This is a genomic window from Variovorax sp. 38R (assembly GCF_014843395.1).
In the GTDB taxonomy this organism is placed as follows: Bacteria; Pseudomonadota; Gammaproteobacteria; order Burkholderiales; family Burkholderiaceae_C; genus Variovorax; species Variovorax paradoxus_H.
In genome coordinates, this window is sequence record NZ_CP062121.1 from 1,692,044 (window position 1) to 1,716,467 (window position 24,424).

25 protein-coding genes and 1 pseudogene are annotated in these 24,424 nt (G+C 67.6%); 7 read left to right on the plus strand and 19 right to left on the minus strand.

Annotated elements, in window-relative coordinates; all coding sequences use genetic code 11:
• Positions 1 to 93: 93 nt before the first annotated feature.
• Positions 94 to 1,008: an HpcH/HpaI aldolase/citrate lyase family protein gene (locus tag IG196_RS07485; protein ID WP_192195636.1), complete on the plus strand. Its 915-nt coding sequence runs from the start codon at positions 94 to 96 to the stop codon at positions 1,006 to 1,008.
• Between the two features lie 12 nt (positions 1,009 to 1,020).
• Here the strand turns inward: IG196_RS07485 and IG196_RS07490 are convergent, their stop codons facing one another.
• The 9 genes from IG196_RS07490 to IG196_RS07530 all read right to left on the minus strand — a co-directional run bounded on the left by IG196_RS07490 (position 1,021) and on the right by IG196_RS07530 (position 7,957).
• Complete coding sequence (locus IG196_RS07490) at positions 1,021 to 1,758, minus strand: IclR family transcriptional regulator (protein ID WP_192195637.1); 738 nt, start codon at positions 1,756 to 1,758, stop codon at positions 1,021 to 1,023.
• Between the two features lie 72 nt (positions 1,759 to 1,830).
• On the minus strand, positions 1,831 to 2,646 hold the full coding sequence (locus tag IG196_RS07495) for a class I SAM-dependent methyltransferase (RefSeq protein WP_192195638.1): 816 nt from the start codon (positions 2,644 to 2,646) through the stop codon (positions 1,831 to 1,833).
• 239 nt (positions 2,647 to 2,885) lie between these two features.
• The gene (locus IG196_RS07500) at positions 2,886 to 3,260 is read right to left on the minus strand and encodes a DUF2845 domain-containing protein (protein WP_192195639.1); all 375 of its coding nucleotides are present in this window, start codon (positions 3,258 to 3,260) and stop codon (positions 2,886 to 2,888) included.
• A gap of 4 nt (positions 3,261 to 3,264) precedes the next feature.
• Positions 3,265 to 3,564, minus strand: a complete 300-nt coding sequence (locus tag IG196_RS07505) for a hypothetical protein (protein ID WP_192195640.1) — start codon at positions 3,562 to 3,564, stop codon at positions 3,265 to 3,267.
• A gap of 155 nt (positions 3,565 to 3,719) precedes the next feature.
• Positions 3,720 to 4,178 carry a chromate resistance protein ChrB domain-containing protein gene (locus IG196_RS07510; protein ID WP_192195641.1) on the minus strand — a complete coding sequence of 153 codons (459 nt, stop codon included), beginning with the start codon at positions 4,176 to 4,178 and terminating at the stop codon, positions 3,720 to 3,722.
• Positions 4,175 to 5,101: a Fe-Mn family superoxide dismutase gene (locus IG196_RS07515; protein WP_192195642.1), complete on the minus strand. Its 927-nt coding sequence runs from the start codon at positions 5,099 to 5,101 to the stop codon at positions 4,175 to 4,177. The genes IG196_RS07510 and IG196_RS07515 overlap by 4 nt, the downstream gene beginning before the upstream one ends.
• 10 nt (positions 5,102 to 5,111) lie before the next feature.
• Positions 5,112 to 6,485 carry a chromate efflux transporter gene (gene chrA, locus IG196_RS07520; protein ID WP_192195643.1) on the minus strand — a complete coding sequence of 458 codons (1,374 nt, stop codon included), beginning with the start codon at positions 6,483 to 6,485 and terminating at the stop codon, positions 5,112 to 5,114.
• A gap of 195 nt (positions 6,486 to 6,680) precedes the next feature.
• A complete protein-coding gene (locus tag IG196_RS07525; RefSeq protein WP_192195644.1) occupies positions 6,681 to 7,034 on the minus strand; it encodes a surface-adhesin E family protein in 354 nt (117 codons plus the stop codon).
• Between the two features lie 158 nt (positions 7,035 to 7,192).
• Complete coding sequence (locus tag IG196_RS07530) at positions 7,193 to 7,957, minus strand: AraC family transcriptional regulator (protein WP_192195645.1); 765 nt, start codon at positions 7,955 to 7,957, stop codon at positions 7,193 to 7,195.
• A 15-nt stretch (positions 7,958 to 7,972) separates the two neighbouring features.
• Between IG196_RS07530 and IG196_RS07535 the strand changes: the two are divergent.
• Positions 7,973 to 8,467, plus strand: a pseudogene (locus tag IG196_RS07535) (sulfite exporter TauE/SafE family protein); the annotation flags it as partial.
• Between the two features lie 32 nt (positions 8,468 to 8,499).
• Here the strand turns inward: IG196_RS07535 and IG196_RS07540 are convergent.
• A protein-coding gene (locus IG196_RS07540) for an IS3 family transposase (protein ID WP_225616954.1) occupies positions 8,500 to 9,770 on the minus strand; the annotation gives its coding sequence in 2 pieces (ribosomal slippage) (positions 8,500 to 9,408 and positions 9,411 to 9,770; 1,269 coding nt in all).
• On the opposite strand from IG196_RS07540, the gene IG196_RS07545 reads away from it, so the two are divergent.
• The gene (locus IG196_RS07545) at positions 9,748 to 10,233 is read left to right on the plus strand and encodes a sulfite exporter TauE/SafE family protein (RefSeq protein ID WP_225616955.1); all 486 of its coding nucleotides are present in this window, start codon (positions 9,748 to 9,750) and stop codon (positions 10,231 to 10,233) included. The genes IG196_RS07540 and IG196_RS07545 overlap by 23 nt on opposite strands.
• An 18-nt stretch (positions 10,234 to 10,251) precedes the next feature.
• On the opposite strand, the gene IG196_RS07550 is transcribed toward IG196_RS07545, so the two are convergent.
• On the minus strand, positions 10,252 to 10,890 hold the full coding sequence (locus IG196_RS07550; protein ID WP_192195646.1) for a class I SAM-dependent methyltransferase: 639 nt from the start codon (positions 10,888 to 10,890) through the stop codon (positions 10,252 to 10,254).
• Between the two features lie 140 nt (positions 10,891 to 11,030).
• Here IG196_RS07550 and IG196_RS07555 point away from each other — a divergent pair, with 140 nt between their 5' ends.
• A complete protein-coding gene (locus IG196_RS07555) occupies positions 11,031 to 12,305 on the plus strand; it encodes a M20/M25/M40 family metallo-hydrolase (protein WP_192195647.1) in 1,275 nt (424 codons plus the stop codon).
• 37 nt (positions 12,306 to 12,342) lie between these two features.
• Here IG196_RS07555 and IG196_RS07560 read toward each other — a convergent pair whose 3' ends face one another.
• The 8 genes from IG196_RS07560 to IG196_RS07595 all read right to left on the minus strand — a co-directional run bounded on the left by IG196_RS07560 (position 12,343) and on the right by IG196_RS07595 (position 21,052).
• Complete coding sequence (locus tag IG196_RS07560; RefSeq protein WP_192195648.1) at positions 12,343 to 14,556, minus strand: DUF3300 domain-containing protein; 2,214 nt, start codon at positions 14,554 to 14,556, stop codon at positions 12,343 to 12,345.
• A 156-nt stretch (positions 14,557 to 14,712) separates the two neighbouring features.
• Positions 14,713 to 15,339: a DUF3299 domain-containing protein gene (locus IG196_RS07565; RefSeq protein WP_062468832.1), complete on the minus strand. Its 627-nt coding sequence runs from the start codon at positions 15,337 to 15,339 to the stop codon at positions 14,713 to 14,715.
• 2 nt (positions 15,340 to 15,341) lie between these two features.
• A complete protein-coding gene (locus IG196_RS07570; protein WP_192195649.1) occupies positions 15,342 to 16,604 on the minus strand; it encodes an ABC transporter permease in 1,263 nt (420 codons plus the stop codon).
• Positions 16,601 to 17,350, minus strand: coding sequence for an ABC transporter ATP-binding protein (locus tag IG196_RS07575; protein ID WP_192195650.1), 750 nt, complete (start codon positions 17,348 to 17,350; stop codon positions 16,601 to 16,603). The genes IG196_RS07570 and IG196_RS07575 overlap by 4 nt, the downstream gene beginning before the upstream one ends.
• Before the next feature lie 4 nt (positions 17,351 to 17,354).
• The gene (locus IG196_RS07580; protein WP_225616956.1) at positions 17,355 to 17,954 is read right to left on the minus strand and encodes a DUF2796 domain-containing protein; all 600 of its coding nucleotides are present in this window, start codon (positions 17,952 to 17,954) and stop codon (positions 17,355 to 17,357) included.
• Positions 17,951 to 18,859 carry a sulfurtransferase gene (locus IG196_RS07585; protein ID WP_192195651.1) on the minus strand — a complete coding sequence of 303 codons (909 nt, stop codon included), beginning with the start codon at positions 18,857 to 18,859 and terminating at the stop codon, positions 17,951 to 17,953. The genes IG196_RS07580 and IG196_RS07585 overlap by 4 nt, the downstream gene beginning before the upstream one ends.
• A 53-nt stretch (positions 18,860 to 18,912) precedes the next feature.
• The gene (locus tag IG196_RS07590; RefSeq protein WP_225616957.1) at positions 18,913 to 19,845 is read right to left on the minus strand and encodes a DMT family transporter; all 933 of its coding nucleotides are present in this window, start codon (positions 19,843 to 19,845) and stop codon (positions 18,913 to 18,915) included.
• Between the two features lie 61 nt (positions 19,846 to 19,906).
• The gene (locus tag IG196_RS07595) at positions 19,907 to 21,052 is read right to left on the minus strand and encodes an aromatic ring-hydroxylating oxygenase subunit alpha (RefSeq protein ID WP_153285383.1); all 1,146 of its coding nucleotides are present in this window, start codon (positions 21,050 to 21,052) and stop codon (positions 19,907 to 19,909) included.
• Positions 21,053 to 21,322: 270 nt separating this feature from the next.
• On the opposite strand from IG196_RS07595, the gene xseB reads away from it, so the two are divergent.
• The 3 genes from xseB to dxs are packed head-to-tail and all read left to right on the plus strand — an operon-like array spanning position 21,323 to position 24,388.
• The gene (xseB, locus tag IG196_RS07600; RefSeq protein WP_062468817.1) at positions 21,323 to 21,589 is read left to right on the plus strand and encodes an exodeoxyribonuclease VII small subunit; all 267 of its coding nucleotides are present in this window, start codon (positions 21,323 to 21,325) and stop codon (positions 21,587 to 21,589) included.
• Between the two features lie 11 nt (positions 21,590 to 21,600).
• Positions 21,601 to 22,521, plus strand: coding sequence for a polyprenyl synthetase family protein (locus IG196_RS07605; protein ID WP_225616958.1), 921 nt, complete (start codon positions 21,601 to 21,603; stop codon positions 22,519 to 22,521).
• 22 nt (positions 22,522 to 22,543) lie between these two features.
• The gene (dxs, locus tag IG196_RS07610; RefSeq protein ID WP_192195653.1) at positions 22,544 to 24,388 is read left to right on the plus strand and encodes a 1-deoxy-D-xylulose-5-phosphate synthase; all 1,845 of its coding nucleotides are present in this window, start codon (positions 22,544 to 22,546) and stop codon (positions 24,386 to 24,388) included.
• Positions 24,389 to 24,424 lie beyond the last annotated feature (36 nt).

Sequence of the window (24,424 nt, forward strand, 5' to 3'; positions counted from 1 at the left end):
ATCCATGATGGAAGTCATGGCGCACCCGGGCCAGACTTGGCACTCGCGTCCGTTCCCCTGCGACGCGCCTGTTCAACCCATCGATGCCTTGCCATGACACTCACTGCCCCAGCCCCACGATCGCGACGACCACGTCGCTCGGCCCTGTACGTTCCCGCCATCAACCAACGCGCGCTCGCGAAGGCCGCATCGCTCGACTGCGATGTGGTCATCTTCGATCTCGAGGATGCGGTGGCGCCCGAGATGAAGGAGGCTGCGAGGTGCAACCTCGAAGCCTTCTTCGCGACGCCGAAAGAGGGCCTGCAGGAGCGGGTCATCCGGGTCAATGCCATCGACACGACGGACTTCGAGGCCGACATGGCCACCGTCGCGGCCTGCCGTCCGGATGCCGTGCTGGTGCCGAAGCTTTCGAACCCCAGCGATTTCGGGGTGATCGCGCGTGCGTTGCCAAAGAGTGGCACGAACGAGGCGCCTCGCCTGTGGGCCATGGTCGAGACGCCCGCGGCGCTGCTCTCGCTCGACGAGATCGTTCGCGCGGGCCTCGCGTCGCAGACCGGCCTCGACTGCCTCGTGGTCGGCACCAACGACATCGCCAAGGAGACGGGCGTCTTCCCCGGTGAGGGGCGCGCCTTTCTTCGGCCCTGGCTGATGCACGTCGTGCTCTGTGCCAAGCGCCATGGTGTGTGCGTGCTCGACGGGGTCTGGAACGACTTCGCCGATCAGGTGGGCTTCGCCGCGGAAGCAGTCGAGTCCGTGAAGATGGCCTTCGACGGCAAGACACTCATTCATCCCACGCAGATCGGCCCGGCGAACGAGGCCTTTTCTCCTTCGGCAACTGCGGTGGCAGACGCACGGCAGATCGTGGCGGTCTTTGCCCGGCCGGAAAACGCCGACGCGGGTGTCGTCAACCTCGACGGAAAGATGGTCGAGCGCCTGCACCTGGCGCAAGCGCAGGCGCTGCTGGCCATTCACGACGCCATCGAGGAGCGGACGGCGCGCGGGCGCTAGGGCCCGCGCCGATCAGCTGGTGCTGGCGATGGCAAGCACGGTGCGCACGAGCTCGGCACGGCGCGCGTGCAGGCGATCGACAGGCCCGCCGACGCCAATGCTCAGGCGCTGCCCGCGGATCGGCGTGGCCAGCAGCGTCGCGATGACGCCGGCGCCTTGTGTCGCGAGGTTGGCCGATTCGTAGTAGCCATGTTCGCGCGCCCATTCAACGGCACGCATGGTCGTGGCGATCTTTGCGACCGGCCCCGTTCTTCCGGGCTCGGCGTTGTAGCGCCGAAGCAGCCGGCCGATCCGCTCGTCGTCCTGCGCGCTGAGCAACATGATGCCGCTCGCCGTGCGGTGCATCGGGCGCATGGTGCCGGGCGAGGGCGAGAAGCGCAGGACGTTCTGCGACTCGATGACAGAGAGGTACTGCAGCAGGATGCCGCTCTGGCGCCCCAATAGCACCGTTTCGCCCGTTTCGTTCGCCAGTCGCCGCAACGCATCCTGGACTGCATCGCGCTTGTGCGGGATGCGCGTGGCCCAATCGCCCAGGAACGCGACACGCACCGAAGGACAGTACTCACGTGTGGTCGCATCGAACTCCATGTAGCCGCGGGACACAAGGGACTTCAACAGCATGGAGACACTGGACTGCGGGGCTTCCAGTTTCTGCGCAATGGTGGTCACGCGCAGCGGCCGACGCTCGGCGTCGAAGAGCTCGAGCAGATCAAAGACGCGGATGGCTGATTTGACGAGGCCGTTCTGCACTGGAGTCTTCTGGTGGGGCTGGGAAGGACGTTGTCATTGTCTCAGCCTGTGCGGCACCAGAAGACGAGCCCTCTAACCCGTCGCCACGATCACATGCGCCTGGATCTTCCCGGCCACCGGCCCCGTGCCATGTCGGCTGGCAATCGCTTCGGCCGCACGGTCGGTCGCAAGCTGAAGCAGGCTTGCATCGCGCGCCTCGATCTCGTTGCGCAGCGGCGTTCCCTGGCAGTAGGCCATGGCCACTTCGCTGGCAGAGGGCGAGCGACTTTGTTTCTCGATCGTCTTGATCTCGATGTCGGTGAACCCCGCGCGGCTCAGGTCTTCGCGGATCTGTGCGACGTCGTGGTAGCCGTGCGGCGTGCGCGCGAGGAACCGCGGCGGGTCGTCCGGAAACACGGTGGCGACGGCCTGGGTGACTTCGTTGGAGAAGGCGTTCTCTTCGATGCGGTCCCAGACGCTGAACACAAAGCGCCCGCCGGGCTTGAGCACGCGACGCGCCTCGCTGTAGCCGGCGACCCGGTCAGGGAAGAACATCGCGCCGAACTGGCAGAGCACCACATCGAAGGAGGCATTCTCGAACGGCAGGGCGAGCGCGTCCGCCTGCTTCCATTCGATGCGGCTGTCGGCCGATTGGCGCGTGACGGCGTAGTCGAGCATGGCGGGGTTGAGGTCGGTCACCACGTAGCGCGCATCGGCGCCGAGCAGGGGTGCCAGCATCCGCGTGACCGCGCCGCTGCCGGCCGCTGTTTCCAGCACCGCGCCGGGCGAGAACCCCGCGACCAGTGCTGCGACGTCGACGGCGTAGCCCTCGAAGATCAGGGGGACCATCAGCGTGTCGTAGAACTTCGGGATCGAGCCCGCGAACACCTTGTCGCTTTCGGCAGCCATGGGAACTCCTTGAAAGCTCTGAGCAGTGCATGGCTTGACCATTCATTGATTGCAGAGCGAGCCTGCTCCCTTGCTCCAACGAGTCCGTGCCTGTTTGGGCATGCGTGACGGGGACGCTGGGCCATGGTGGCCCTGCCAGGCATCGTCGTCAACGCCGTTCCGCGGGCGTCCTCCCCCATAGTGGGTACCGGAGATGTTGCCGGGCGTTTCCGGCTTGCTGAGGGGCAGGCCTTGGCGCCCTAACGGCCGCGATCCCCATCGCGCACCGATTCGATCGTGCCGTTGTAGATGCGCACGATGCCGAAGAACGTGCCCGGCCCGCGGTCGTAGGTCCACTCTTCCATCGGCACGCATTGGTTGGCCAGTACCGCTTCGGGGCCGCCCGGTCGATACGGCGTGAGGACCCAGCCGAGCTGCACCGTCGGCACACAGACCGCCTGCCGATAGACCGGTTCGCCGCAGGTCTGAAGCAGGGTCGCGGGCGATGCACCTTTGCCGACGAGGTAGCCGTTGCAGGCGAGGGACTGTGCCGAGGCGGAGCCGGGGAGCAGCAAGGCGGCTGCTGCGATCGACAGTGCCGTAGCGATGCGCACGAAACGATCCTTGTGCGTCATGCGTTCACCGCTCGCGAACCAGCTGGGCGTACCGCCAGACGCCCCAGATCGCGCCGACGGTGAGGCCGATGCCCACGCTCCAACCTGCCGGCACATCGAACGCGAGCGCCAGGATCAGCATCAAGCCGACGCTGACCAGCGCGATGAACGTCAGCGTGACGAAATCGAAGCGCGCGACCTCGAAGCTGTCTTCCGCCACGCTGCGCCTTCGGTGGCCGCGCTTGTTGCGCACGCTCCGGAACAACAGGACATCGAGAACGAAATCGAAGATGCCGACGACAAGGTCGGCCAGGATGCTCCACATCGGGACGCTCCATGTTTTGCGGTGACACCCTGGGTTGTCGCAGACCTCGCGATGGTCCGACCCGGGTGGTGCGGCGGAGCCGGGCGAAATGTTACCGTGCTTCCGACCAGAGAGGCCGTTGCCCTTCGTGGTCGCAGGTCCTCCGTCGGCCTGCTTCAACCCGGCATCTTCGGTGGCCAGTTGTGCGTCTCGTCGCGGCCCTCGTGGCACCACGCGTACAGCGCGTCGTACATCACCAGCCCGTGCTGCAGCATCGCCTGGTCGTCGGCGAACACGCGCGACAGCCCCAGCGATATCGCGTAGACCCCTGCCGACTGCGGCGTGAGGTCGAGCCGCGAGGTGTCCGCGCCGCGCACGATGTCGGCCAGCTGGTGCAGCGCAGGCTCGGCGAGCCGGTACTTCGCGAGGAAGGCGTCGAAGCTGCAGCGCTCGCCGACGTGGCTCATCTCCACCCCCGGAATGTCGTAGGGCGTGGCGCCGGTGCTTGTCGCCATGCTCAACACGTCGGCCGGTGGCACGTAGAGAAACTCGGCCTCGCGGTCGATGAAGCGCAGGATCAACCACGGGCAGGCGATGCGGTCGATCTTCGGGCGTTCGCGGGTGATCCATTTCATGACGTCGCTCCTGGGTCGGCAGGCTTGGGGTCGAGCGGACGGCCGGCGGCCTGCCAGCCGTCGATGCCGCCGCGCAGATAGCGCGCGTTCAGGCCCGCAGCGCGCAGCCGCATGGCCGTGCTGCGCCCCACCTCGTGGCCGTAGACGCAGTAGACGACCAGCGCGCGACCGGCCGGGAGTTCGCCGGCCCAGTGTTCGACCGCGGCCGGGTCGCGCCAGCGGGCGCCGGGAATCATCGACGCGGCCTGCGCGAACACGCCGGCACGGCGCACGTCGAGCAGCATCGATCCGGCCACGTCGTCCTGCGTTGCCCCGAAGGGCTCGCTGGCGGCGTGCACCGCCTGCTGGTAGCGCGCGTACACCGGGGCCCAGTCGATGTTCTCCATGAAGGCATCGACATAGGCGCCGGCGGCGGCGCCGTGGTCCAGGTGGTAGGCGTGCTCGTACATGTCCAGCGCCAGGAGCGGCGTGCCGCCCGCCAGCGCGTGGCTGTGATCGGCGGCCCACTGGTTGACCAGCGTGCCCTCGCGCGGCTGGAAGGTGAGCAGCACCCAGCCCGAGCCGCCGCCAAGCGCCTTGCCCATCGCTGCGAATTCCTCGTGCCGTCGGTCGACGCCGCCGAAGCTGGCCGCCAATGCGAGTGCCATGGCGGGCTCCATCGTCTGGCCGTCGCCGCCGAGCGACGCGAAGTACAGCTCGTGCAGCAGCATCGAGTTGCTGGCGATGAGCTCTTCGCGCTTGAGGCCGTTGAGCTGGAAGCCCGGCGTGGAGGCGAACGATGTCGTGGCGAGCTGAGCCCGGATGGCGTTGAGGCGCTTGACCGCGCCGCCATAGTTGTTCTGGTGATGGCTGTTCAGAAGTTGCGCCGACAGGCCGCGCAGCGTGGCGGGATCGAAGGGCAGGGCTTGAGTTCGGGCGTCCATGGCGACTCCTTCAGCGCAGCAGCGGAAGCCACAAGGTGACCGCCAGCCCGATGGCCGCGCAGGCACCGAGCAGCGGCATCACACCGACCTTGAAGCGGAACAGGGCGAGCGTAGCGGCCACGGCAATCACTGCCGACACCGCATCGAAGCGGCCACCGAAACCGTGCGGCCAGAGCACGTGGTACGCGAAGAAGAGCGCCAGGTTCAGGATCACGCCGACCACCGCCGCGGTGATCGCCGACAGCGGCGCGGTGAAGCCCAGCCTGCCGTGCGTGGCCTCGATGGCGGGCCCGCCGGCCAGGATGAAGATGAACGAGGGCAGGAAGGTGAAGAAGGTGACGACCGTCGCGGCCAGCGCCCCTGCGAGGAACAGCGCGTCGGGCCCCAGCACCTGCTGGAGCCATCCGCCGACGAAGCCCACAAACGCCACGACCATGATGAGCGGGCCCGGCGTGGTCTCTCCCAGCGCCAGCCCGTCGATCATCTGCGCACCGGAGAGCCAGTGGTATTGCTCGACGGCCCCCTGGTAGACGTAGGGCAGCACGGCATAAGCGCCGCCGAAGGTCAGCAGCGCGGCCTTGGTGAAGAACCAGCCCATCTGCGTGAGCGTGCCGTGCAGACCCTGGGTCGCGACGAGCACGCCCATGGCCAGCAGCCACAGGCCCAGGCCGATGCCCAGCACCTTGGCCAGGTGCGCGCGTGAAAAGCGCGCGTGCGCCGGTGTGGGCGTGTCGTCGTCGATCAGCGCCGGGCCGTAGCTCTGTCGCGCATTGCCATGGCCGCCGCCGAGCGCGAACACCTCGGGCGCCCATCGCGCGCCGAAGTGGCCGATGAGGCCGGCCGCCAGCACGATCGCCGGAAACGGCGTGTCGAACGCGAAGATCGCCACGAAGGCCGCGGCGGCGATGCCCCACATCCACCGGTTCTTCAACGCGCGGCTGCCGATGCGGTGCGCCGCGTGCAGCACCAGTGCGGCGACTGCCGGCTTGATGCCGTAGAAGATGCCCGCCACCACCGGCACGTTGCCGAAGCGCAGGTAGACCCACGACAGTGCGATCAGGATGAACAGGGAGGGCAGCACGAACAGGGCGCCGGCCGCGATGCCGCCGCGCGTGCGGTGCATGAGCCATCCGATGTAGGTGGCCAGTTGCTGCGCCTCGGGGCCGGGCAGCAGCATGCAGAAGTTCAGCGCATGCAGGAAGCGCTTCTCGCTGATCCAGCGCCGCCGCTCGACCAGCTCGGTGTGCATGATCGCGATCTGCCCGGCGGGCCCGCCGAAACTGATGAAGCCGAGCTTGAGCCAGAAGCGAAGGGCTTCGGCAAAGGAGACGGGCGAGGGGGGCGCGGAAAGCGCAGGAGGTGTGTCAGGCAAGGCGGTGTCCACGGAAGGCTCCGTTGTGAGTCACCAGCGCTTGGACGGGACACCGTCTTACTTTGCAGTGCGGGAGGCTGTTTTCCCGCGAAGGGGCATCGTAGCAGTGGATATTCCTGCTGGCAACGTGGGGCCCTCAGGCCGCCTCCACGCTGCTCGGAAGCACCTTTGCGATTTCAGCGGAGGCGCCGCACCCCATGTGCCAGATCAACGTGCCAGCGCGCACACGCGCTTGAACACGATCCCGCTCACCGTGGTCGGGCCGCCCACGGCCTTCCAGTCGCTGCGCCGGGCAAGGTCGATGTCATGCACTTCCAGTGGCCCGTTGTGACTCACGACGCGGCGCATCTTTTCGCGCCCGCCCTTGCAGTCGTAGTCGTAGAGATAGCGCGAGGTGCGGAACGGGGTCTTGCCCACATCGGTCTGCAACTCGTCGTAGCGGTAGAGCGTCCACGCCTCCACGGCGTCGCCGTGCGGTTTGATCGACTCGCGCTGCAGCAGCACCTTCTTGCGCGGGGTGCTGGCGATCTCGGTCCAGTTGTCGGCGGCTTGGGTGGGCACTGCTGTTAGCAGGGTCGCTGTCGCGCAGGCCAATGCGACGAGGTGGCATGTCCGTGCTGCGCAGTGCTTGCGCGGATGAGGCTTCATGGGTTCACTCCCTGTGAATCGGCGTGCAACGCGGCAAAGAATGCCACAGGTGCATGGCGGCTGGAAACCCTTCAAGCCGCCATGAACGCCGATGGCTTCTGCCCAAGCTTCTTGCGGAACATCGTGGAGAAAGCGCCCGGGCTGTCGTAACCCAGTTGAAGCGCCACGGTGGTCACCGGATGGCCCATTGCCAGTTGAGCCATGGCCGAGAGGAGGCAGGCCTGACTGCGCCATTCAGCGAACGTGATCCCGGTCTGCAGACGAAAGAACCGGCTGAACGTGCGTTCGCTCTGGTGCAGTTGCTGCGCCCAGGCGAGCGGGGAGGTGCGCACATCGGGCTCGTGCAGGAACGCGATGCACAAAGCCGCCAGGCGTGGATCGCTGGGCAGCGGCGCAAAGAACGGCAATGCGGTGGCGCGGCCGACCTCCTGCAACACCAGCGACATCAACAAGCCATCGCGGCCGCACTCGTCGTACAGCGCCGGCACATCGATGGCCTCGATGAGCAGCTGCCGCAGCAACGGCGACACCGCGAGCACTTCGCACGATGAACCACCGCGCGGTGCAGCGATCGGTTCGATGTAGAGGCTGCGGGTGCTGACGCCGACCATCTTCACGCGGTGCGGCTTGCCGGCCGGAATCCAGACGCCGCTGTGCGGTGGAACGACCCAAGCGCCGTCGTCGGTGCCCACCTCCATGAGCCCGGTCGCACCGTAGAGAAACTGGGCGCGGCGATGGCTGTGCATGGCGAGCACGGTGCCCGGCGCGTAGTCGGTGCCGATGGCCAGCACGGCACGCGGTGTGAGGTCGAGGGAATCGAGGGACTGGTTGCGCACAGCGAGATCGGAGGGTTGGCGGAAACACAAATATTGTTGACCGAAGCTCGCAAGCGCGCCAAGCCCTCCGACTCTAGCCTTGGGGCTTCTGTGTCGATGGAGTGCCTTGTGTCGTTGTATGTGTTGTTGGTGGTGTGTGGATGTTTGACGGGCGTCACCACCGTGCTGTTCGGCTTCGGCGGTGGCTTTGTCGTGGTGCCGTTGCTCTATCAACTGCTGTCCCAGCTGAATGCCGCCGACAGCGCCGTCGGGCAGTCGGCCATGCAGATCGCGGTGGCAACGTCCACGTGCGTGATGATCTTTGGCGCGCTGCTGGCCACATGGCGCCATCAGCGTGCAGGGACGCTGGACTGGTCGCAAGTCAGGCCGCTGCTGGGCGTGATCGGTGTCGGCGCGGTGCTGGGTGCGCTGGCGGCCTCCGCGGTCCATGGGGAGTGGCTGCGCTGGGCATTTGCAGCGTATCTGGCGCTGACCATCGGGGACTGCTGGCTCCGGCCCGGTTTTCTTTCTCCGACTTGACCCGTCCTGCGATAGGTTGACACCTACGAGGGACACATAGCCGGCGTGCTGAAGCCGGCAATAGACGCCCGATGAACCTCATCGGGCGTTTTCAATTCTAGGGACAGGTGCGGTCTCTCCTGGTTGTAGATCTGCACCGACTGGCGAACCATCCGGGCGGCCTGCGCCAGGTCGGCGGGCCGATGCAGCAGGAACTCCATCTTCAGGATTCCGTTGACGCGCTCGGCCAGCGCGTTTTGATAGCAGTCGTAGCCGTCGGTCATCGAGCAGGCGATGCCGTAGCGCCGGTGGATCTCCTGATAGTCGTTCGAGCAGTACTGGATGCCTCTGTCGGAGTGATGCACCAGCATCTGGCGGGTCTGCCGGCCCTTGAGCGCCTCTTTCAGCGCCCGGCTGACCTGCTGGGTGTGCAGGCTGTCGTGCACGTGATGGCCCACGATCTTGCGTGACCACGCGTCCGTCACCAGGCTGAGATAGACGAAGCCCTTGTCAGTGGGCAGATACGTGATGTCTGCCACCCACACCTGCTCGCTGGCTGTTGCTCGCACCTGATCCGGCCCCTCCTTGAGCAGGTTGGGATGGCGTCGGAAGCGGTGATGGCTGTCGGTGGTCTTGTGGTACGCCCGCCGGGGCGCCACCAGCATGCGAGCCTCGCGCAGCACGTCCAGCAGCGCATCGCGCCCCAGGCACGCACCGGCCTGCTGCAGCGGCTGCTTGAGCAGATGGTGCAGCTTGCGCGCGCCCAGCCGGGGCTGGCGCAGGCGCACCTCCCGAACGAGCTCGATCACGGTGTCGGCGCGCGCACAGCGCTGCTGCTGATGCTGTAACTGCTGGTAGTAGGCCTGGCGGCTGACGCCCCAATGGCGGCAAGCCCTCGCCACGCTCAGCCCCGGGAGGAGCTCTTGCGTGAGGACTTGCCCGAAGGCTTTTTTACGATGCGCACCCCGTAGTCCTTCTTCAGGACGTTGATCACCGCTTCGAACAGCTGAGCCTTCTCATTGGCATCGCGAAGCTGGACTTCGAGGGCCTTGATCTTTTGCTCGGGGGTCAGTGGTGCAGTGGGTGCAGATGAGGATTTCTTGATCGGTACTGGCATGGGCAGCCCAGATGATGCCCAACCCCAGCTCTGGCGGCCATGCTTGCGCAGCCACACCAGCACCGTCGAGCGGCCCTGGATGCCGTAGCGCGCCTGAGCCTGCTTGTACGTGAGCTCGCCTTTTTCTACCTGATCGACCATCGACAGCTTAAAAGCCAGCGTGTAGTCCCGCTGGGTGCGTTTGACGCCTGATTCCATTGACTTGCCTTTTCTTGAGGGAAAAGGTGTCAACCCAGATCAGGACGGGTCAACTGCGACACACAAAGCGGCGCCCTCTCTCACAGCCACGGCGCTGTCGGGGTTGGTGATCGGTTGGGTGGCTGCATTCCTCGGCGTCGGCGGCAGCGTGATGACGGTGCCCCTCATGCGCCGTCGCGGCATCGAGATGAGCCGCGCGACGGCCATGGCCAATCCGCTGTCGCTGCCGGTCGCGCTGGCGGGCACGGCCACCTACGTGGCCCTGTCCGCCGCCTCGACGCCCTCGTTCGGGCCGTGGCATCTGGGGTACGTCGATGTGCGCGCGGCAGCGACGCTCGTGGTGGGCTCGTGGATCGGCATCCGCGTGGCCGCGCTGTGGATCGGGCGCATCCCGGACCGCATCCACGCCAAGGTCTACCTGGCCTTGTTGATCGTGGTGTTCGGGGCGATGGTGGTGCGCTGAGCGCGTGGCGCGCTCAGTTCATTGCTTGCGCGCCACGATGAAGGGGCGGGTCTCTCCGCCCTTCGTCGCGTGGTTCTCAGTGGCGAGCACCTCGAAGTCGGCAGCCTGCAGAAGCGAGCCCAGTTCCGCCGCCCGGAAGACACCGGCATGCGGCGCCAGCCCGATCGCGTGCATCGCCGGCAGCAAGGCCAGCCGCAGCAGCGGATTCATGTCGCCGAGGCAGGGCGTCTTGGAGATGAACAGGCCCTGCGGTGCGAGCAGGGCGTGGATGCAGCGCAGCGTGCCGGGCAGGTCGCGGACCAGGTGGAGGTAGTTGAATCCGATGACGACATCGAAGGTGTCTTCGTTCGATGCCAGCGTCTCGGCGGTGGCTGCACGGAACGCGAGGCCGGGAATCGGTGCGGCGGCGTGTTTCTCTTCAGCGATGGCGATCATTTCCTCGGAGATGTCTGTTGCCAGATAGCTGCGAGCGTGGCCCGCCAGCCGCAGTGCCGTCGTGCCGGTTCCACAGCCCAGTTCGAGCACGCGCGCATCCCGCTTGAACAGCGCGCGGGTCCGGTCCAGCGTGCGCGCGTAGCCGGCCTCGTCCGCGATGGCGCTCTTCGCGTAGCGGCGTGAGGTGCGGTCCCAGAATCTGGCGTCGTTCGCGAGGCTCATGGTCTTCGGTGGGCGGCGTGTGGGAGGGTGCGGCGCACTGTAAACCGCCGGCCGCCTGCTGTCGCCGATTTGCGCCGCTTCGCCCGCCATGTCGCTATGCTGGCGCCCGCCAATCCATCACTCCAAGAAAAGAGACTCTCATGACCCTGCGTACTTCGGCATTCTTTTCCCTGCGTTCCGTCGCCCTGGCCTGCGGCCTGGCGCTCGGCGTCGCGGCCTCCGTGCAGGCGGCCCCCGATGCGAAGCTGCTCGCCGCCGCCGAGAAGGCGCAGCCCGCCGTCATCGACAACCTGAAGGAGATGGTGTCGATCGAGTCGGGCAGCCTGAACGTCGAGGGCCTGATGAAGATGGCCGACGTGATCGAAGGGCGCCTGAAGGCGGCCGGCTTCAAGACGGAGCGCCGCAAGGCCTCGGCCGGCGCGGGCGCCGACATCGTCATCGGCACGATCAAGGGCACGGGCAAGCGCAAGATCATGCTGCAGGGCCACATGGACACGGTGTACGCGCCGGGCATCCTGAACAGCCAGCCCTACAAGGTGGACGGCAACCGCATCTACGGCCCCGGCATCGCCGACGACAAGGGCGGCCTCGCGGTGATGATGGCGTCGCTGAAGATCCTGGCCGACGCGGGCTGGCGCGACTACGACACGCTCACGGTGCTCGTGAACCCCGACGAAGAAGTGGGCTCGGTGGGCTCGGGCGAACTCATCGCGACCACGGCCGATCTGCACGACACGGTGCTGTCCTTCGAGCCGACGGCCGCCAAGGCGGTGGCCAAGGGCGAGTCGCTGCTGCTCGGCGCGGCCGGCATCGCGCAGGCCACGCTCGAAGTGAAGGGCCGCGCGGCACACGCCGGCGCCGCGCCCGAGCTGGGCCGCAACGCGCTGTACGAGCTGTCGTACCAGATGCTGCAGACGAAAGACCTCGCCAAGGACATCCCCGGCGTGACGCTGAACTGGACCGTGGCGCGCGCCACCGGCCCGATCAACCAGATCACCGAGAAGGCGCAGGCGCTGGGCGACATCCGCATCACGCAGCCTGGCGCGGAGAAAAAACTCAACGAAGCGCTGCAGGCCAAGATCGCCAGCGGCAAGCTGATTCCCGACACCGAGACCACGGTGAAGGTCGAGGTGGGCCGCCCGGCGTTTGTCGCGGGCGCCAAGGGCCGCGCGCTGGCCGAGAAGGCCCAGGCGATCTACAAGGAAATCGACCGCGAACTGGCGCTGACGCCGATGACCGGCGGCGGCACCGACGCGGGCTTCGCAGGCCGTTCGGGCAAGGCCACGGTGGTCGAGAGCTTCGGCCTCGCGGGCTTCGGCTACCACGCACGCGACGAGTACATCGAAGTCGACTCGATCGTGCCGCGCCTGTACCTCGTGACGCGGCTGCTGACCGAGATCGGCAAGAACAACTGAGGTAGCGCGTGGTGCGCCCGCGGCGGTGGCCGCGGGTTCACTGCTGCCCCGGAGGATCGCCCGGGCGGCGGCGATGCGCGGCTGCAGCCGCTGCTGCCGCCTGAGCCTGGGCTTGCTGTTGCTGTTGCTGTTGCTGTTGCTGTTGCTGTTGCTGGCGCGCCTGGTTCTGCGCCGCCTGCTGTTGTTGCATCTGCTGGCGCTGCATCTGCTCCTGCTGCTGGCGTTGTTGAGCCTGGGCGGCTTGCTGCTGTTGCATCTGCTGCTGGCGCGCCTGTTCCTGCTGGGCCTGACGTTGTTGTTGCACGGCTTGCGCCTGTGCCTGTTGTTGCTGCTGCATCTGCTGCTGACGACGCGCCTGCTCCTGTTGTTGAACCTGCTGGGCTTGTTGCTGCGCCTGCCGTTGCTGCTGCTGCTGGGCGGCTTGGGCCTGCTGTTGTTCCTGCTGACGCCTTAGCTGCTCCTGCTGCGCTTGTTGCTGCTGCATCTGTTGGCGCCGGCCTTGCTCTTGTTGCTGCGCCTGCTGCTGACCACGTGCCTGCTCTTGCTGCGCCTGTTGCTGCTGCACCTGCTGTCGCCGGGCTTGTTCTTGTCGAGCGTCCTGGCGTTGCCGCTGCGCCTGTTCCTGCTGCTGCTGCTGCTGCTGTTGCTGCTGCTGCTGCTGCTGTTGGCGCTGCTGTTGGCGCTGCTGGTCCTGAGCCGCTTGCTGTTGCTGCATCTGTTGTCGACGGGTTGGGTCCTGCGGGTCTTGGCGTTGACGCAGTGCTTGCTCCTGTTGGGCTTGCTGCTGGCGTCGTGCCTGCTCCTGCTGCGCCTGTTGTTGGCGCTGCTGGTTTTGCGTGGCCTGCTGTTGCTGCATCTGCTGGCGACGCGCTTGTTCCTGCTGATCCTGGCGTTGCCGCAGTGCCTGTTCCTGTTGCGTCTGCTGTTGGCGGCGCGCCTGTTCCTGCTGGGCTTGCTGCTGTTGGCGCTGCTGGTTCTGGGCCGCTTGCTGTTGCATCTGCTGGCGTCGCGCCTGCTCTTGCTGGTCCGTGCGCTGGCGCAAGGCCTGCTCCTGCTGCGCCTGTTGTTGGCGCCGTGCCTGTTCCTGTTGCACCTGCTGTTGTTCGCGCAACTGGTTCTGGGTCACCTGCTGTTGCACCAGCGCCTGTTGCTGCTGCTGTTGTTGCTGCGCCGCCTGCAACGCCGCCGCACCGGTCGGCGGGCCGCTGCGATCGCTGCCGTAGTTGTTGTTGTAGACGTTGCGCACGTTGTTGACGACGGTGGTCGAGCGCGAGACGTACGTGCTGTTGTTGTAGACGACTGCAGGCCGATACGCGGGCGGCGGCGGTGCTGCGCGGTCGCGCCAGCGCGGCGTGCCCCAGTTCATGTTCCAGGCGTTCCAGCCCCAGCCGTGGCGCTCGAGCGCCGAGCCGACGATCACGCCGCTGCCGAAGGCGAGGGCGCCCACGGCGGCCACCTGGCCGCGGCTGTAGCCGGGCTCGACCACCACCGGCGGCGGTGCATAGGCATAGCCGGGGTAGACGGGCACGGGCATGTCGTACACCACCTGCGGGTCGTAGCGCGGCACGTACACCACGTCGGGCTGCACGGGCTCGATGGTGATGAACTCTTCGGGCGGCTCGATCACCATGGGGCCCGCGTACATCGGCTGCATGTCGGGCGCGGGCGTGTAGTTGGACGGCGTCGCGGCGCGCGCCACGCGCAGCTTGTCGTTGTTCTTGAGGCGACCGGCCTTCGACGCGCGCTGGCGCATCACCTGGATCGCGTTCATCACGTCGGCCGGGTCGTTGTAGTAGGCCTTGCCCAGTGATTCGGTCCACGCGATGTTGGCGGCCATCTGGTCCATCACGGGCCGGAATGCGGTGAGCGACTTCACGCTCGGGTCCCACGGCTGCTGGTTGGCGGCATCGGCGAGCGGGCCGGCCTTGAGCGTGCGGTTCTGCTGCAGCCAATCGTGCGCTGCGGTGATCTGCTCGGGGTAAGTGGCGCCGGCCAGGACCTGCGCGACGAGCTTGTCGGGGTACAGCGCAATAGGCGCGACCAGCTGGTAGAGCTGCTCGGCCGAGGGCGGCGTGTAGGCGGCCGGCACCGGGGCGGCGACGGGCGCGGGGGCTGGTGCCTGGGTGGTCGGTGCTTCAGCGGCCGGAGGCGGTGATGCAGGCTTGTCGCAGCCGGCAATGAACAGCGCTGCAACGCACAGCGAGGCCATGAGGCGCCGCTGAAGCAGGGGGAGGCGGGGTGAGGGTGTCATCTGGCATGTCCTGAAGACGCCGGCATGGTGCCCGGAACTCCTTCAACGGCGGGCCAGGGCAGGCGATGACACAGCCTGCGCCTCTGATGCAACGGTCTGTGTCGGCGGTGCGCCGCCTGTCCTGTCGGCGCAGGACCACGAGACCCGGGGAACGCGCTACTTGGCGCCGCCCGAATACTTGGTGACGCTGCTCGCCTTCACGTGATATCCGCTCACGCCCATCATCGAGTCGTTGCGCAGCGTCTGCAGCTTGCCGGTGACCCACACGGTGTCCATGGCGCGGAACTTTGCGCCCTTCTGCGGAATGACGTGCAGGATCTGGTTGGCCGGCGGCGGCGGCGTGTGGATGCAGGCGCCGAAGTAGGGCACGAGCAGGAACTCGGTGACCTCGCCCTTGGCCTCTTCGAGCGGCACGATGAAGCCGGGGATCTTCACTTCCACGCCGTTGAGCGCGGGGTTGGTGGGCGCGTTGTTCGACACCTCCTGCATCTTCATCAGCAGCTCGTTGGCGCGCGGGTCGCCGTCGTCGAGCGTGCTCAGGTCGATGCCCTTGAAGGCCTTGGCCGGGTCCCAGTCCTTGGGCACCAGCTCTTCCCAGCTGATCTGGCGCGGCTGGCCCGACGCGGCCTGCGGCGCGGCGGCGGCCGGCTTGCCGCCCAGCGGGTTGGTCGCAGTGGTGTCCTTCGGTGCGGGCTCGGCGGCCCAGGCGGCGGCTGCGAGGCCGGCGCCGGCCAGCAGCATCGACAGGGCAGTGAGCACGCGGGGTGTAGAAGTCTTCGTCATGGTCAGATTCTCGGAGAAAGGCCGTCGGCCAGCGACAGGCGATAGGCCCGGATGCCGGGCAGCAGGCTCGCGAGCCAGCCCGCGACCAGCAGGCTCGCCGTCAGCAGCCATTCGTTCAGTGTAGGTTCGGACAGGCTCAGTGTCAGTCCGAACTGCGCCTGCAGCCATGGCGAGAGCAAGGCGATGCCGAGCACGGCCATGGTCACGCCCAGCAGCACGCCGAGCACGGTGACCAGCGCGCCTTCGAGCGCCAGCAGTGCCAGCACATGGCGCAGGCCCGCGCCCACGGCGCGCAGCACAGCCAGCTCGCGGCGGCGTTCGTTCAGGCCCGCCATCACCACCGACACCAGCCCCGCGAGGCTCACGAGCGCGACCAGTGCCGACATCAGCAGCAGCGCGTTCTCGCCGATGCCGATCACGCTCCACAGCTCGTCGAGCGCCACGCCGGGCAGGATGGCCATGAGCGGTTCGCCGGTGTAGGTGGAAATCCAGCGCTGCACGCCGAACACGGCGGCGCGGTTCTTCAGGCCCACGAGCGCGGCGGTCACGTTCTTGGGCGTGAGGTCGAACTTGCGCACCTGCTCGGCCGGGATCTTCACGCCCGGCATCGGCGCGCCGCCCACCCATTCGAGATGAATGGCTTTCATCGCCGCGAGGCCGATGTGCACGGTGCGGTCGACCGGCGTGCCGGTGCGCGCGAGCACGCCCACCACGGTGAAGGGCTTGTCGGCATGCTCGGCCACGTTGAGCTCGCCGCTGCCGTGTGCGAGCGTGATCTTCTGGCCCACGTGGTAGCCGAGCTTGTCGGCCACCTCGGCGCCGACCACGGCGTCGAACAGCGCGTCGAAGGGCTTGCCTTCGCGCAGCTTCAAGGTCTGGCGGTCGCCGTAGCGGAAGTGCGAGAAGTAGTCGGGCGTGGTCGCGAGCACCGAGAAGCCGCGGTGCGAGTCGCCCAGCGACAGCGGCACCACCCAGTCGACACCGGGGTGCGCCTGCAGCGCCTGCACGCTCTTCCACGAGATGTTGTTGGTGGCCGCGCCGATGCGGAACACCGAGTACAGCAGCAGCTGCGTGGAGCCGGTGCGCGCGCCGACGATGAGGTCGGTGCCCGAGACCGACGACGCGAAGTTCTCGCGCAACTCGGTGCGGATGCGCTCGACGCCGAGCAGCAAGAAGGTCGACAGCGCGATCGAGAATACGGTGAGCGCGAGCGTGAAGCGGCGGTTCCAGGCGCTGCGCCATGCGATCGAGAAAAGAGCGCTCATGCGTCCACCGCCATCGCGCTGCTGGCCGCTCGGTTGATCTCCGGCAGCAGCACGTGCCGCGCGAAGCGTGGCGCGATGCGCTGGTCGTGGCTCACGAACACGAGCGCGCTGTGGTTCACGGCGCAGGCCGTGAGCAGCACGTCGAGAAAGGCTTCGCGCCGGTCTTCGTCGAGTGCGGACGTGGGCTCGTCGGCGATCACGACCTCGGGCTGGCCGATGAGCGCGCGCGCCGCGGCCACACGCTGTTGCTGGCCCACCGAGAGCTGCAGCGCCTGGCGCTTCCACAGCGTGCGGTCCAGGCCCATCTGGTCGAGCAGGTGCTCGGCTTCGTCGCGTGAGCTGCCGTTGCGCGCGGCCTGCGCTTCGCGCCGCGCCGAGAAGCGGCAGGGCAGCAGCACGTTGTCGAGCACGCTCAGGTACGGCAGCAGGTTGAACTGCTGGAAGATGTAGCCCACGTGCGCCACGCGGCTGCGGTCGCGCTGCGTGCCCGAGAGCTTTGACCAGTCGTGGCCCAGCAGCATGACGCGGCCTTCGTCGGCCACCAGAACGCCGGCCAGCAGCGACAGCAGCGTGCTCTTGCCGCAGCCGCTCGGGCCGTGCAAAAACACGGATTCACCCGCCGTGATGCGCAGGGCCTCGATGTCGATGCACGGTGTCTTCACGCCGGGCCAGGTGAAGCGCAGGGCTTCGGCGGCGAGCACGACGCGCAAGGGCGCGGTGGTGTCAGCCTGCGGGGCGGTGCTCACGCTGTCACTTGCCCAGCGTCAGGCGCGAAGGCTGCGCGGCCTGCGCGCCGCTCGGGCGCTTCAGCTGGCGCTTGAACTGGCCTTGCGCGCTGGCGATCTGCACGTCGATCTGGCGTGCGCCCTTGAAGGCCGAGAACAGGTTCACGTCGATGAACTTCGCGGCGGCGGCCTGGGTGCAGTTGAAGGAAAAAGAGGCGTCGAGGTCCGCGTGCCCGCTCGATTCGGCGGGGTCGGGGTTGCCCAGGCCGAGCGCGCCGGAGCGAAGGTCGACGGGGCCGAGCTTGCAGTTGGCGGCAGGGTCGATGGTGAAGAGCTTGTCGGCCGCGCGCAGCTGGGCGATGGCGGCTTCGACGGTCTTCTTCTCGGCGTCGGTCTTGGGCGCACGCTCGAAGCCGACGATGTTGTCGAGTGGCGATTCCATGGCAATCACGATGGTGGGCCCGTCGATGGCCACGTCGAGCTTGAGCTGGCCGTGCACATGCGCGTGCTGTTGCTGGGCGTGCACAGGAAGGGTGGCGGCCGCGAGCAGCGCGGCGGCGGTCAGTGCGAAGCCGGAGGACATGCGTCGGAATCGGGTGTGCAGGGTCTGCAGGGTGTGCATCATGGTTCAGCGCCTTGCCGGGTCGGCAGCCCCGGCGTGTTGCTCCATTCGCTCCAGCTGCCGGCATAGAGCGCGGTCGTCCCGAGCCCCGCGATCTGCATCGCGAGCAGGTTGGGCACGGCGCTCACGCCGCTGCCGCACTGGTGGACGACGGTCGCCGCATCGCGCCCCGCGAGCAGCGCTTCGAACTCGGCGCGCAGTTGCGCGGCGGGCTTGAACTTGCCGTCGGGACCGATGTTGTCGGCGAAGGGCCGGTTCAGGGCCCCGGGGATGTGACCCGCGATCGGGTCCAGAGGTTCCACCTCGCCGCGATATCGTGCACCGGCCCGTGCGTCGATCAGCTGCTGGTCAGGTTGGCCGAGCCGACGCAACACGGTGTCGGTAGTCACAAGCTTCGCCAAGGGCTCGCCCTGCACGAAGTTCGACTGGAAGCGCGCGGGCTCCTCGCGGTCGGTCACTTCGCCGCCCGCGGCCTGCCAGGCCTGCAGGCCGCCGTCGAGCACGGCCACGGCGTCGTGGCCCATCCACTTGAGCATCCACCACAGGCGCCCGCAGTAGTTGGCGCCGTTGCGGTCGTACACCACGGCCTGCATCTCGTTGGAAAAACCCACCGACGACAGCCAGGTCGCGAACTTCTCGCGGCTGGGCAACGGATGGCGTCCGCCCGAGGCGGGCACGCCGTCGTCCTGTGCCACCACCACGTCGCCGTGCGCGCCGGGCAGGCCATGTTTGGCGCTGAGGTCGGTGTCGAGGTTGGCGTACTGCGCGCCCGGGATGTGCGAGGCGGCATACAGCTGCGCGCCGGCGTCGGGCTTCATGAGGTCGAAGCTGCAGTCGAACACCATGAGGGGCGAGTCGCCTTCCCGCAGCTGCCTCAGTTGTTCGACGGAGATGAGGGTGGTGTACATGGCGAGAGCTCCTTCGAAAAAATGATCGGCGATGGGTGCCGTGGCTGCTGCGTTCAGTGTTCCTCGGCCGGCGCCTTCGGCACGGCCCGCTGCCGCAGCACGGTGGCTGCGATGCCGCTGGCGATGATCAGCGCCATGCCGGCCCAGCCGGTGACGTCGATGCGGTCGTCGAACAGCACCACGCTGTAGAAAGCCGCGAACACGATGCCCGAATATTGCAGGTTGGCGACCACCAGTGTGCCCGCCTGGGTCTTTGCGGTGGCGTAGGCGCGGGTCATGCACAGCTGTCCGAGAGCCGCCAACAGGCCGATCGGCAGCAGCCACAGCGCATGCTGCCACGTCCACGAACTGCCGCCCGAAAACCCGGTCGCGGCCGTGGCGAAGGCGCCGGCCACGGCGGAGCCGACGGCAAAGTAGAAGACCGTGCGCAGCTCGGGCTCGCCGATGCGCGACAGCGCCACCACCTGCATGTAGGCAAAGGCGGCCGTGACGCCCGACAGCAGGCCCAGCATGCCCGCGAAGCCGTCGCCGCCGCCCACCGTGGGCTTGAGCATGAGCACCACGCCGGCAAAGCCCGCGAGCACCGTCATCACCAGCGGGCCCTGCAGCGGCGGGCGCTCGATGCGGCCGTCGCGCCCGGGCACCGGCACCCAGGCCAGCAGCGCGCCGCCGACCAGGAAGGCCGCGACCCACACGCTGCTCATGTAGTTGAGCGTGACCGCGGTGGCCAGCGGCATGTGGGCGATGGCGTAGAACCACGCACCGAGCGATACCACGCCGATGGTGCTGCGCCAGGCGTGCATGCCGGGGTACTTGGTGGCCAGCGAGGTGCCGCGGTTGCGCGCCAGCAGCCAGAGGAACACGATGCCGATGAGGCCGCGCCCCAGGACCATCTCACCGCTGTTGAACCATTCCGAGGCAATCTTCACGACCACGCTCATGGTGGCGAACAGAAAGGCCCCGAGCACCATCCACAGCGCTTGCATCGATTGAATCCAGATCAGAAAAAAGAAAGCCCCGGCGGGTGCGGGGCGGGGGAGGCGAGGGTCAGACGGGTGGTTGCTGCATGGCGTTGCGGTACCACTCGTGGAACTGCTGCATGCCGTCTTCCATGGGGCTCTGGTAAGGGCCCGTTTCGTTGTCGCCGCGCAGCATGAGTGCACGGCGGCCGGCGTCCATGCGCTCGGCGATTTCGTCGTCTTCCACGCAGGTTTCCATGTAGGCGGCCTGCTGGGCCTCGACGAACTCGCGCTCGAAGGCGACGATTTCCTCGGGGTAGAAGAACTCGACCATGTTGAGCGTCTTGGTCGGGCTCACCGGGTGCAGCGTCGACACGGTGAGCACATGCGGGTACCACTCGATCATCACGTGCGGGTAGTAGGTGAGCCAGATCGCGCCGTACTTCGGCGGCTTGCCGTCGCGGTACTTGAGCAACTGCTCCTGCCACTTCTGGTAGACCGGGCTGCCCGCGCGGCCCAGACGGTTGGCCACGCCCACCGTCTGCACCGAGAACTCGGGCTTGAACTCCCAGCGCAGGTCGTCGCAGGTGACGAAGCTGCCCAGGCCGGGGTGGAACGGGCCGACGTGGTAGTCCTCGAGGTAGACCTCGATGAAGGTCTTCCAGTTGTAGTTGCACTCGTGCAGTTCGACGCGGTCGAGCGCGTAGCCCGAGAAGTCGAGGTCGGCCTGCGGGCCCAGGCCCGCCATGTCGGCCGCCACGTCACGGCCACTGCCGTCGGCGTTCTTCTCGAACAGAAGGCCGTTCCATTCGGTGAGCGGGTAGTTGTGCAGGTTGAGGCACGGGTCCTGGTCGAAATGCGGGGCGCCGATCAGCGTGCCGGTGGTGCGCGCGTCTTTCGCGGCGTAGGTCCAGCGGTGCAGCGGGCAGACGATGTTGCCGCCGGTCTGCGCGTCGAGCTGGCCCCGGCCCTGCAGGATGAGGGCCTGGCGGTGGCGGCAGACGTTCGAGATGAGCTCCACGCCCTTGGGCGTGTGGACCAGCGCGCGGCCCTGGTGTTCCTGCGGCAGGGTGTGGAAGTCACCCGGCTCGGGCACGGCCAGTCGGTGCCCGACGTAGCGGGGCCCTCGCGCGAAAAGGTTCTGCATTTCGCGGGCGTACAAAGCCTCGTCGAAATACGCGGTAACTGGAAGTTGGCTCGCGGCCTGCTGCAGTTGAAGACTTAAATCAGACATGGAGGACCTGACCAAGCTCCCCACAGGGAGAAAAAAAGGAAAAAACGGAAGGCGCCGTCTGCATGGGTGACGGCCCGAAGAGGTGTGCCGGGCGACCGGCGGGGGAAGCGCGGATTGTACCCGGGGGGCATTTTTGCGCCCGAGGGGTTTTTGCCTCGCATCTCCGGGCGTCATACAGGGTGTTGCAAAGCTGCGCGCACGTGTGCACGCCGCCCGGCAGTCTGTTGCGACCCCGCCCTAAAATGCTTCGTTTCATCCACGATTCGTTGCATGCCCAAGGTGCCTTCTCCTTCCACGACCAGCCCGGCGGCGACGCCCGACACCGGGCCGCTGCCCGCCAGCTACGAAGCCGGGCTCCAGGAACTGGAACAACTGGTTGCAGAACTCGAATCGGGCCAGCTGCCACTGGACCAGCTGCTGGGCAGCTACCAGCGCGGCGCCGCACTGCTCGGCTTCTGCCGCGACAAGCTGCAGGCGGTCGAAGACCAGATCAAGGTGCTCGACGCCGGCAGCCTCAAGCCCTGGACGGCCGAATGAGCGCCGTCCCGATGACCTCCACCCCCACCACCGCCACCCCCTGGGACGCGAAGACGCTGGCCAACTGGGCCGAGCCTCATCTGGTCGCGGTCGAAGCGGCGCTGTCGCGCTGGGTCGGCGTCGATGCGCCGGTGCTGCTGGGCGACGCCATGCGCTATGCCGTGCTCGACGGCGGCAAGCGGCTGCGGCCGCTGCTGGTGCTCGCGGCCAATGAAGCGGTCGGCGGCAACGCGCACGCCGCGCTGCGTGCGGCCTGCGCCACCGAACTCATCCACGCCTATTCGCTGGTGCACGACGACCTGCCGTGCATGGACAACGACGTGCTGCGCCGCGGCAAGCCCACGGTGCACGTGAAGTTCGGCGAAGCCGACGCGCTGCTCGCGGGCGACGCGCTGCAGGCACTGGCCTTCGAGCTGCTCGCGCCCGAGGGCGACGAGGTGCCCGCCGCGATGCAGGCCCTGCTGTGCCGCCTGCTGGCGCGCGCGGCCGGCAGCCAGGGCATGGCCGGCGGCCAGGCCATCGACCTGGCCAGCGTCGGCATCGCACTCAACGAAACCCAGCTGCGCGAAATGCACCGCCTGAAGACCGGCGCGCTGCTGCAGGGCAGCGTCGAGATGGGCGCCGCCTGCGGCACCGTGTCGCCGGCCGCGCTGGCGGCTCTGCGCGACTACGGCGCCGCCATCGGCCTGGCGTTCCAGGTGGTCGACGACATCCTCGACGTCACGGCCGACTCGCACACCCTGGGCAAGACCGCCGGCAAGGACGCCGCGGCCGACAAGCCCACCTACGTGTCGCTGCTCGGCCTGGACGGCGCGCGCGCGCAGGCGAGCCAGCTGCTCGCCGACGCCATCGCCGCACTGAACAAGAGCGGCCTGACGGACACTGCCGCCCTGCGCGCCCTGGCCCACATGGTGGTCGACCGCGACCGCTGAGAAGAAAAAAGAACCCACCTCCATGGCTCCGCTGCTTCCCACTCTCCACGACCCTTCGCCGATCCGCCAGTACGACCGGGCCCAGCTCAAGCAGCTGTCCGACGAGGTGCGCGCCTGCGTGCTCGACAACGTCTCACGCACCGGCGGCCACCTGAGCTCCAACCTCGGCACGGTCGAGCTGACGGTGGCACTGCACCATGTGTTCAACACGCCGCACGATCGGCTGGTGTGGGACGTGGGCCACCAGACCTACCCGCACAAGATCCTCACGGGCCGGCGCGAGCGCATGCCCACGCTGCGCCAGCTCGGCGGTATCTCGGGCTTTCCGCAGAGGAGCGAGAGCGAGTACGACACCTTCGGCACCGCCCACTCGTCGACCAGCATCTCGGCCGCGCTCGGCATGGCCATGGCCGCCAAGCAGAAGGGCGAGAAGCGCCATGCCGTGGCCATCATCGGTGACGGCGCGCTCACGGCCGGCATGGCCTTCGAGGCGCTCAACAACGCGGGCGTGTGCGACTGCAAGCTGCTGGTCATCCTGAACGACAACGACATGTCGATCAGCCCGCCGGTGGGCGCGCTCAACCGCTACCTCGCGCAGCTCATGAGCGGCAACTTCTACGCCGCCGCCAAGAACGTCGGCAAGAGCATGCTGCGCAACGCGCCGCCGCTGTTCGAGCTGGCCAAACGCCTGGAGCAGCATGCCAAGGGCATGGTCGTGCCGGCCACGCTGTTCGAGCAGTTCGGCTTCAACTACGTCGGCCCGATCGACGGCCACGACATCGACTCGCTGGTGCCCACGCTCGAGAACCTCAAGCACCTCGATGGCCCGCAGTTCCTGCACGTGGTCACGAAAAAAGGGCAGGGCTACAAGCTCGCCGAGGCCGACCCCGTGGCCTACCACGGCCCGGGCAAGTTCGATCCGCAGGTCGGGCTGGTCAAGTCGACCACGGCGGCCAAGCAGACCTTCACGCAGGTCTTCGGCCAGTGGCTGTGCGACACGGCCGCGCACGACGGCCGGCTCGTGGGCATCACGCCCGCGATGCGCGAAGGCTCGGGGCTCGTGGAGTTCGAAAAACGCTTCCCCGATCGCTACTACGACGTCGGCATTGCCGAGCAGCACGCGGTCACGTTCGCGGCCGGCCTGGCCTGCGAGGGCCTCAAGCCGGTGGTCGCGATCTACTCGACCTTCCTGCAGCGCGCCTACGACCAACTGATCCACGACGTGGCGATCCAGAACCTGCCCGTGGTGTTCGCGCTCGACCGCGCGGGCTTGGTGGGTGCCGACGGCGCGACGCACGCGGGCGCCTACGACATCCCGTTCCTGCGCTGCATTCCCAACATGAGCATCGCCTGCCCGGCCGACGAGCGCGAGTGCCGCCAGCTGCTGACGAGCGCCTACGAGCAGAGCCATCCGGTGGCCGTGCGCTACCCGCGCGGCGCGGGTGCCGGCACCACGCCGAACCTCACGCTCGACGCATTGCCCTTCGGCAAGGGCGAGATTCGCCGCGAAGGCCAGCGCATCGCCATCCTCGCTTTCGGCACCTTGCTGTACCCGGCGCTCACCGCGGCCGAATCGCTCGACGCCACCGTGGTCAACATGCGCTGGGCCAAGCCGCTGGACGTCGAATTGCTGCTGCAGGTCGCGGGCACGCACGACGCGCTCGTCACGCTCGAAGAGGGCGCCATCATGGGCGGCGCGGGCAGTGCGGTGGTCGAGGCCCTGCAGGCTGCGGGCGTTCAGAAGCCGGTGCTGCAGCTGGGCCTGCCCGACCGCTTCATCGAGCACGGCGATCCGGCCAAGCTGCTCGCATCGATCGGTCTCGATGCCGATGGCATTGCCGCCGCGATCAAGAAACGCTTCGTTTGACAAGGGGTCGCAGGGTAAACCCCCGCCGACCGCCTG